Source organism: Paraburkholderia sp. LEh10, from assembly GCF_017814945.1.
In the GTDB taxonomy this organism is placed as follows: Bacteria; Pseudomonadota; Gammaproteobacteria; order Burkholderiales; family Burkholderiaceae; genus Paraburkholderia.
In genome coordinates this window covers 1-7,576 of the sequence record NZ_JAGIPX010000137.1, presented here as the reverse complement: position 1 = coordinate 7,576, position 7,576 = coordinate 1, and the positions used below count along the sequence as shown (strand labels likewise).

8 protein-coding genes are annotated in these 7,576 nt (G+C 55.2%); 4 read left to right on the top strand and 4 right to left on the bottom strand.

Annotated features, from left to right (window positions below):
* Window positions 1-79: 79 nt before the first annotated feature.
* A complete protein-coding gene (locus tag J8I87_RS42740) occupies window positions 80-442 on the bottom strand; it encodes a cupin domain-containing protein (RefSeq protein ID WP_209938613.1) in 363 nt (120 codons plus the stop codon).
* Between the two features lie 132 nt (window positions 443-574).
* Window positions 575-2,083: an FAD-binding oxidoreductase gene (locus tag J8I87_RS42735; protein WP_313068247.1), complete on the bottom strand. Its 1,509-nt coding sequence runs from the start codon at window positions 2,081-2,083 to the stop codon at window positions 575-577.
* Here J8I87_RS42735 and J8I87_RS42730 point away from each other — a divergent pair.
* A protein-coding gene (locus J8I87_RS42730) for an IS5 family transposase (RefSeq protein WP_209938609.1) occupies window positions 2,047-2,858 on the top strand; the annotation gives its coding sequence in 2 pieces (ribosomal slippage) (window positions 2,047-2,395 and window positions 2,395-2,858; 813 coding nt in all). The genes J8I87_RS42735 and J8I87_RS42730 overlap by 37 nt on opposite strands.
* A 6-nt stretch (window positions 2,859-2,864) precedes the next feature.
* On the opposite strand, the gene J8I87_RS42725 is transcribed toward J8I87_RS42730, so the two are convergent.
* Complete coding sequence (locus J8I87_RS42725; protein ID WP_209938607.1) at window positions 2,865-3,335, bottom strand: aldehyde dehydrogenase family protein; 471 nt, start codon at window positions 3,333-3,335, stop codon at window positions 2,865-2,867.
* Between the two features lie 17 nt (window positions 3,336-3,352).
* Between J8I87_RS42725 and J8I87_RS42720 the strand changes: the two genes are divergently transcribed.
* Together J8I87_RS42720 and J8I87_RS42715 are read left to right on the top strand one after the other, a co-directional pair.
* On the top strand, window positions 3,353-4,036 hold the full coding sequence (locus J8I87_RS42720) for a group II intron maturase-specific domain-containing protein (RefSeq protein ID WP_313068246.1): 684 nt from the start codon (window positions 3,353-3,355) through the stop codon (window positions 4,034-4,036).
* Window positions 4,037-5,087: 1,051 nt separating this feature from the next.
* Window positions 5,088-5,411 (top strand): hypothetical protein, encoded by a 324-nt coding sequence (locus J8I87_RS42715; protein ID WP_209938605.1) that lies wholly within the window; start codon window positions 5,088-5,090, stop codon window positions 5,409-5,411.
* Between the two features lie 152 nt (window positions 5,412-5,563).
* Here the strand turns inward: J8I87_RS42715 and J8I87_RS42710 are convergent, their stop codons facing one another.
* A complete protein-coding gene (locus J8I87_RS42710; RefSeq protein ID WP_409518888.1) occupies window positions 5,564-5,722 on the bottom strand; it encodes a hypothetical protein in 159 nt (52 codons plus the stop codon).
* A gap of 967 nt (window positions 5,723-6,689) precedes the next feature.
* Here J8I87_RS42710 and J8I87_RS42705 point away from each other — a divergent pair.
* Entirely contained in the window at window positions 6,690-7,478 is a 789-nt protein-coding gene (locus J8I87_RS42705; RefSeq protein WP_313068244.1) for an IS630 family transposase, read from the top strand.
* The last annotated feature ends 98 nt before the right edge of the window (window positions 7,479-7,576 follow it).

Sequence of the window (7,576 nt, the reverse complement as noted above, 5' to 3'; positions counted from 1 at the left end):
CCCGTCACGCCGGTGCATCGCGCAATGCGCTTTCGGACAAACGTCTGCTACTGCGCCACTTCTGTATAACGAGATGCCTTTAATCCTCGCGCTCCACGATCACGAAGTACTTTCGCATCGCCTCAAGTACATGGAACTGACCGCGAAACCCGCCGGGAATCACGGCGGCTTCCCCGGGGCCAACCTCCCACGCTTCACCATTCTGATTGCTTACCCGAGCGCGACCATCTATCACACAAAAAAATTCTGTCTTCGTGGTTGGAAATTCGAATCTCCATGCACCCGGCTGGCTTGCCCAAATACCCGCTGTGCAGGTTCCATCAGGGCTGTCAAATGCGTTCCATGTCTCGCGACGCGGATTACCCGCGACAAGTGCCGCTGAATTCATGTAGTCGATAACCGGTGTTTCAGAATTCTCTTTAACTAAGATAACGTGCTGCATAACTTCTCCTTTGCGCGGCTCGACCCGAAAGAGTCCCACCGCAATGTTCCGCCAACGTTCGGGTACAGCGACAGCCAACGAATATCCTCCACTCTGGCGAGGAATCCCGTGAATGCCAATTGCATCCGAATGCTAGCCTCGACTCTTCGAGAACCGCGTTGGCGAGAAATGGCGAAGATCATGTCCTGTGTCATTTGCGCTCACTAGATCTGCCATTATCCTTCCTACCACCGGCCCCATTCCAAATCCGGCACCTGAGAAGCCTGCGGCAATAAATAAACCGCGGAATCCCGGGATTTCTCCCATAACAGGCAATTCGTCCGGCATAAAATCCATAAATCCCGCCCAGCCTCGCTCAAGTCTTATGGGTCCAGCCTCAGGGTATTCCTGACTAAACAGTGCTGCTGTTTTTTCAAGGCGTTTCCAGTCTGGACGAGGATCGAGTGTTCTATGAGTTGTAAAATCATCGAACTCGCCCATCAGATCTCGAATGGCATGGGAACCTAAACAAAACCGTAGGTTTCGGCAATTGTGCCTCGCCGTAGGAAGGAATTTCGCGCCGAAACGAAGACTCTCTTTTCCCAAGTCATGAATGCCGGCTCGCGCCACAGCGATATTTACCCGCCCGTCTGACCGTTGCCGGTAAGCGGTTTTTCCCCAAGGTACCAGCTTGCGTAAATTGATCGGTAGCACACCCGTTCTGGCTACTGAACCTCGTATCCAGAGAGATGGGTGTTCAATTTCCAACGGCTTGAGCAATCGACTTGTCCATGCGCCAGCGGCGACGACAATGGCATTAGCTTTGACTCTTCCCCGCTCCGTCCATAGCGCACATGCGCGCCCGTTCTCGGTCTCTATCGACGCAACGCTAGTGAACTCGAATATTTTTGCATTGCGTCTTCGTGCTGCGCCAGCGAAGGCGACCGCAACTTTCTCCGGTTCGGCACACCCATCGGAAGAGGTAAACAGCCCTCCTCGACATTCGCTATCACGATAATGCGGCAGTAGCTTACGCACCTCTTCGCCGGTTAGCATTCTTGTGTCCAGACCATGAGCTCGTCCTATCGGAATCCATTTTTCAAATTCTTCGGACGTCTTTTCATCGTACACTAAAGCTAGATGCCCCTGCTGGCGCCAATCCAAACTTTCGCCAAGCTCTGCTTCCAAAACCGCCCACAATCTGATCGATTCAATCATCAAGGGCAACTCGGCAGGGGCGCGTTCTTGTTGCCTAACAGCACCCCAGGCACGGCTTGACTGTTCGCCGCCGACGCGCCCCTTCTCGAAAACTGCGACAGAAACACCGGTCTTCGCCAAATTGTATGCCGTAGCGACACCCATAATTCCGCCGCCAACGACAACCACGTCGTAGTGTTCATCAGTGTGGCGCATTGCTGGAACCGTTTGTATCATTTGAATTTTGCTCTGTTCTCTGCACGTCCCGGTACGAAAAAATCGAGCAAAATAAACTGGTTTTTTACTTTGCTTCCCGCTATCGGACGTTCGAAATTCGTTCTTAGAACCCTTAACAAAATGATTTCCCGGGCCTGTTAACTTCCAACGATTGCTGTTAACCTCGTCATTGTTTCGGTGACGAGGAGACAATGGCCAAACCGATACTCGATGATGAATTGTGGGCACTCATTGAACCTTTGCTGCCCCCGCCCAAGCCTCGCCGTTCACGGTATCCCGGACGCAAACCACTGGATGACCGGGCCATGCTTACCGGCATCCTGTTCATCCTGCAGACGGGCCTGCGCTGGGACCTGCTGCCGCGCGAGATGGGTTGCGGCAGTGGCATGAGCTGCTGGCGCCGTCTACGGGATTGGCAGACCGCCGGTGTCTGGGACAGGCTGCACGAAGTCTTGCTCGCCAGGTTGCGTGAGGCCGAACAGATTGACTGGTCCCGCGTCGTTGTCGATTCCTCCTCAATCCGCGCAGTGGGCGCAGGTCAAAAACGGGACCAAATCCTACCGACCGCGCGCGACCTGGTTCAAAGCACCACCTCATTACCGAAGCGCAGGGCATCCCGCTCGCGGTAATCCTCACCGGCGCCAACCGCCACGATGTCACCCAGCTTCACGCGCTGGTTGATGCGATCCCGCCCATTGCCGGTAAGCGCGGCCGGCCGCTTTCGAAGCCCCGCGTTGTCCAGGGCGACCGGGGCTACGATTACGACAAATACCGTCGCCCGCTACATGCTGCCGGCATCGCCACTGAAATCGCCCGACGTGGCCAGCCTCATGGCAGTGGCCTTGGCAAAACCCGCTGGGTAGTCGAGCGAACCATCTCGTGGCTTCACAACTTCCGACGACTGCGCATCCGCTTCGAACGTCTTGCATTTATCCACGAAGCCTTCATGAAACTCGCCTGTTGCATCATCTGCTGGCGAAAACTGAAGAACTCATTTTGTTAACGCCTCTTACAAGGCAATCCAGGTAGTCTTCACGTCAGTGTATTTCTCGATGGACCGAAGAGAGAGATCTCGTGCGTTTCCTGACTGTTTGCAGCCACCGAACGGTGTGCGAACGTCGACATGATCGACCGTATTCACGCTCACGGAACCTACCTTCAATAGTCTTGATACCCGGTGAGCTTGCGACAACTGGTCCGTCCAAATTGAGGCGCCCAAGCCGTAAATAGTATCGTTGACAAGTCGAACGCCCTCGGACTCGTCCTCGAAGGAAGAGACGGAAAGGACGGGGCCGAATATCTCGTCGCACATGATCTTTGAATTGGGCCTTGCACCATAAAATATCGTTGGCTCGATAAAACATCCTCCACTTTCGAGGAGTACACGACGGCCACCCGCCAAAAGATCGGCTTCTTTCATCCCTGTTTCGATGTAGCTCAGAACCTTTTGCGTATGTTCTTCGCTCACAAGAGCACCCATTCCCGAACTTTCGCTCAGTGGATTGCTCTGTTGTTGGTGGCGTTATTTCGCCGCTACTCAGCAATATCTATCTCACCGAGGTGGACCAAATGCTGGAGCGTGCGAAAGAAACCACGCGTCACGGGAAGCACACCTACGTCGAGTATGCCCGCTTCGCTGACGATCTTGTCATGCTGATCAATGCCCACCCGCGCCATGCGGGGTTGCTCGGGGCCGTAACCCGACGCCTTCGGGACGAATTTGCCAAACTGCAGGTCGAAATCAATGAAGAGAAGAGTCGCACTGTGAATCTGGCATGTGGAGAGAGCTTCGGCTTTCTGGGTTTCGACTTCCGTCGCATCCGAAGCCTCCGGAACAAGTGGCGACCGCAGTACACGCCCAGGCTGAAGAAGCGAACGGCGTTACTGCGAAAGCTCAAGGATGTGTTCAGGCGATATAAGTCGCAGCCGGTGGGCCGGGTTGTCGAATTGATCAACCCGGTGCTACGTGGGTGGGTGAACTACTTCGCTATTGAGAGTGTGTGCATCAGCTTCGTGAAAGACTGGGTGGAAAAGAAGATCAGGCGCCACATGCAGCGATCCCGGCAGCAACAGGGCTTCGGCTGGAAGACGTGGAGTAAGCGGTGGTTGTATGGCGAACTGAAGCTGTTCAATGGCTACAAGGTTCGCTACCAGACAGCGTCGAAAGCGTCCCCAGCATGATAGGCTCCATAAGCGTTGACATGAAGCAGACAGGAGAGCGTAGTGCCGGAAAACGGCCCGCTGCGTTCGATGAGACGGGAACTGGAAACGTGGCCACGGCAGCCGGACTGAGGCCCACTGCGAAAGCAGTGGAACTGCCACCGGAGCCTAACGTGCGCGCGCCAGTTCTCGACGCTACAGTACTAGGCCCAGACCGACCTCTGATAGACCGACAACTGCCTTTTCCGTAAACTTGCTCATGGTGGATGGTTTGTTGTTTGCTGGTTTCCGACTTCGACAATCAGATTCTCAACTGAAACCTCCACCGCCCAATCTCCCGCCTCAACTCCCCCCGTACACCAGTTCCGACTTTAGCTCAACGAAAACCGTGATAGGGCGACTTGATCTTCTTCATGCTCATATTTTACTGCGCGCATCAACTTGACATGCCCGTGACAGTGCCGGTGAAATGAGTCGGCTACCTCACGTACCCTACTCGACTGAAAATACGCCTGTGTCAGTTTTAGCAAATTTTAGCAAGCCCCCTTTCCGCGATCATTTCGCCCGGATCGCACAGGCTGAGCTTGTATCCCAGGTACCAGAGAACACACCAGAACGATCACGGTTCTCAATTCGTTCAGCGCGACACCTTAAGCGATTCGCCCCGGCTATTTGCACCAGGATTGTCGCATTCGAGACAACCAGCGTCTTCATTGTAACCCCCCGTCCGTCGTTGTAAAACGAGGAATGTCGAGTCGACCGATATATTGGCTGTTGGCACGATTATCGCGATTGCGCTTCAACTTGCACTGACACTTCTCCAAAAATCGTTATTAGTTTACGGAGTAGTGTGTGCATTCACGACACGACGGAGCGGCGTTTTCACCGGGGCCACCACAAGTGTGGGATCGCTGTCGTATAAGACTCGTCTGTGATCATCTTCAACAGCTTCCCATCTGCGGAATTTCAAAGGAGAGACCATGCCAGAGCCGACGTAAAGATCCACGCCCCCGGGCGGCGGCATCCCGCGGGCGCAATTTCTTAAACAACCTTTTCCATAGCAGGCGACATCATGAGACCAGTCCAGAAGATCACCGTCAATAACAAAGACGGGTACGTGTTCAATTTCTCCGTCCAATGGCTCGGTAGCGACGGCAAGTGGCATACCACCGAGTGGAACAGCGGTAATTATCCCATGGCACAGTCCAGGACAACCCCTCCGCTTGAGACTATCGGCGTCCCGTCTGATGCGCTGGCCGTGACTCCCTACGGGCATGTGGTGCTTGGGCCATCCGTGCAGGGAAGCCCGTGTGTTGCTTTCGCGTCGAACAATCAGATCGCAACATATGATGCAGTCTGGACGCCGCTTGGCTTTGCTATCAATCTGATTGAGTAGGACCGCAAACTCGCCGTCGGGAGGCCCTGAGTTAAGCGCCTGCGATCTGTCGACAGCGGGGAGCCGGCGCGCGCCGTGCCCCATCTTTACCCGATTGTCTTTTTTCATACCTCAATCAACCAGGGTCGCAGGAAAAACCGCCATCAGATCAGTCAATTGAATTCTTTGCCTTGACAATGGCATTTTTGAAATGATCCCCAGCACAGGCGCACCTGGGCGCTCCAGATGCGGTCGACGATGGGCTTCGGCAACTCTTCAAGACGGGTCTGGATTTCCCTATTCAGCCGGGCGGGGAATGGCGGTAGCTCCATGCGGCCTCCGCAAGCGAAGGTGAAATGCATGCTAACCGGATAGGCTCAGGTTGCTGCTGAGTCGGCAAAAACGGAACGTGGTAAGCCCGATCTCTCGCCACTGACTCAGGACATCGGGTCAGCGGCAGGTGACCCGCGAGGGAGGCTCTTGAGGGAGCGGGTAAGAGAACCCGGAGAAAGCGAATGGCATGCTGTAATGGCGTGCATAGGGGTTCCAACTTTCCCCAGCCTGAAAGGGCGCAGACTTCCGCGAGGTGTGGCTGTCGCGTGCCATTATTTGAGGTTCGACGTAGGGAAGCTTGGAAGAGGCCGCCTTGTTGCGGTTCAGCGCCCTCGTCCCAGAAATGGGATGGACCAACGATAAGACGCTAGCGAAGGGCTTGCGCATGTTGGTGAGACCGGTATCCGTTGCGGATACTTTAGCCATGCCTGAGCCGTCTGCGGTGAAAGTCGCTTGGGCGGTTCTTTGGGGAGGGAGCAGCGGAGACGCTGCTCTCTTACCCGCTAGTAAACCCTCGCGCATGCTGCCTTGGGCGGTTGTATCACCGGCGGGTGCGCATTTTGCCAAGTCGACATTCAAGGAGACTGTCGCGCCACGGCTGAGTGCGCTTGTTACATCGGCGAGACTTGAAAGTTGTTCTGTTGGTTCTGCGTACCCTGACATCGCCGGAACGGCAATCGACACAGCAATAAGCAGTTTCTGCATTCCAATGACCTCAATTATGTTCGCGGAACAGCACATTGCCATTCTGTGCTCAATGAGACTGCTCAGGATTTGATTCGTGTCAGGGTTAATCGGATATTTCTGGATTGAACCGCCCCGTCGCTAGATAGCGTCAAGCAGTATGGCCGGCGCATTGACTCAAGTTTTTTGTTACTGAGCTAGTACGACATCCCGTAAATACGTTGAATAATTAACCGCCTTGGTTATCATGTCGGGATGAGCCGAGGCCGTCATGCAACGTCAGTGAAGCTGACGAAGAAAGAAAAAAAGAAACTCCTGTCGCTGATCGCACAGAAGACGGCCCCGCAGCAGGATGTGATGCGGGCTCGGATTGCGTTGTGGGCACATGAGGGACACTCGAATACTGTGATTGCGCGAGAGCTCGGCGTATCGGTGCAGACGGTCAGCACGTGGCGCAAGCGCATTGCGCGGCAAGGCGCACAGGGCATTCGGGAAGGTGAACGCAGTGGCCGTCCGCCGCGCATTGCGCAGGAAACGCGACTGCAATTGATTGCGTTGGCTTGCGAAGCGCAGGAACCGCAGGGGCGGCTCACGCCGACGCTCGACGAGATCGTGACGCGCGCAATCGAGCGCGGCATCGTCGAACAGATCAGCCGTAGCCATGTCCAGCGGATCTTGCAGGCCGGCGACGTGCGCCCGCACCGCGTACAGCAATGGCTACACAGTCCCGACCCCGCCTTTCGCGAGAAGGTCAATGTAATTTGCAAGCTGTATCGCAAGGCGCCAAAAACGCGGTGGTGCTCAGCTTCGACGAGAAGACAGGTATCCAGGCCATCGAGCGCAAGCATCCGGGGCGTGCACCGGCGGCGGGACGGCTGCGTCGTCGGGAGTTTTATATATATCCGCGGTACCCAGGCGTTGATTGCTGCGCTGGATGTGCACACGGGAAAGGTGTTGGCAGAGTGCCGCGAGCGGCGTACCCAGGACGATCAGTTGATGGGGGAGGCAGCGGCAGTAAGCGCTTACTTCCCCCGGTCAGCTTCATCGATTAGCCGCGCGACATTTGCGTGAACTACTTTTAGGTTGTCTAGATAGTCGGCCTTGAACAATTCGAAGCGCCTTGTACAACAAGGGTTTGAAGCGGAAAGTGGTTGATGCATTTGCAGGAA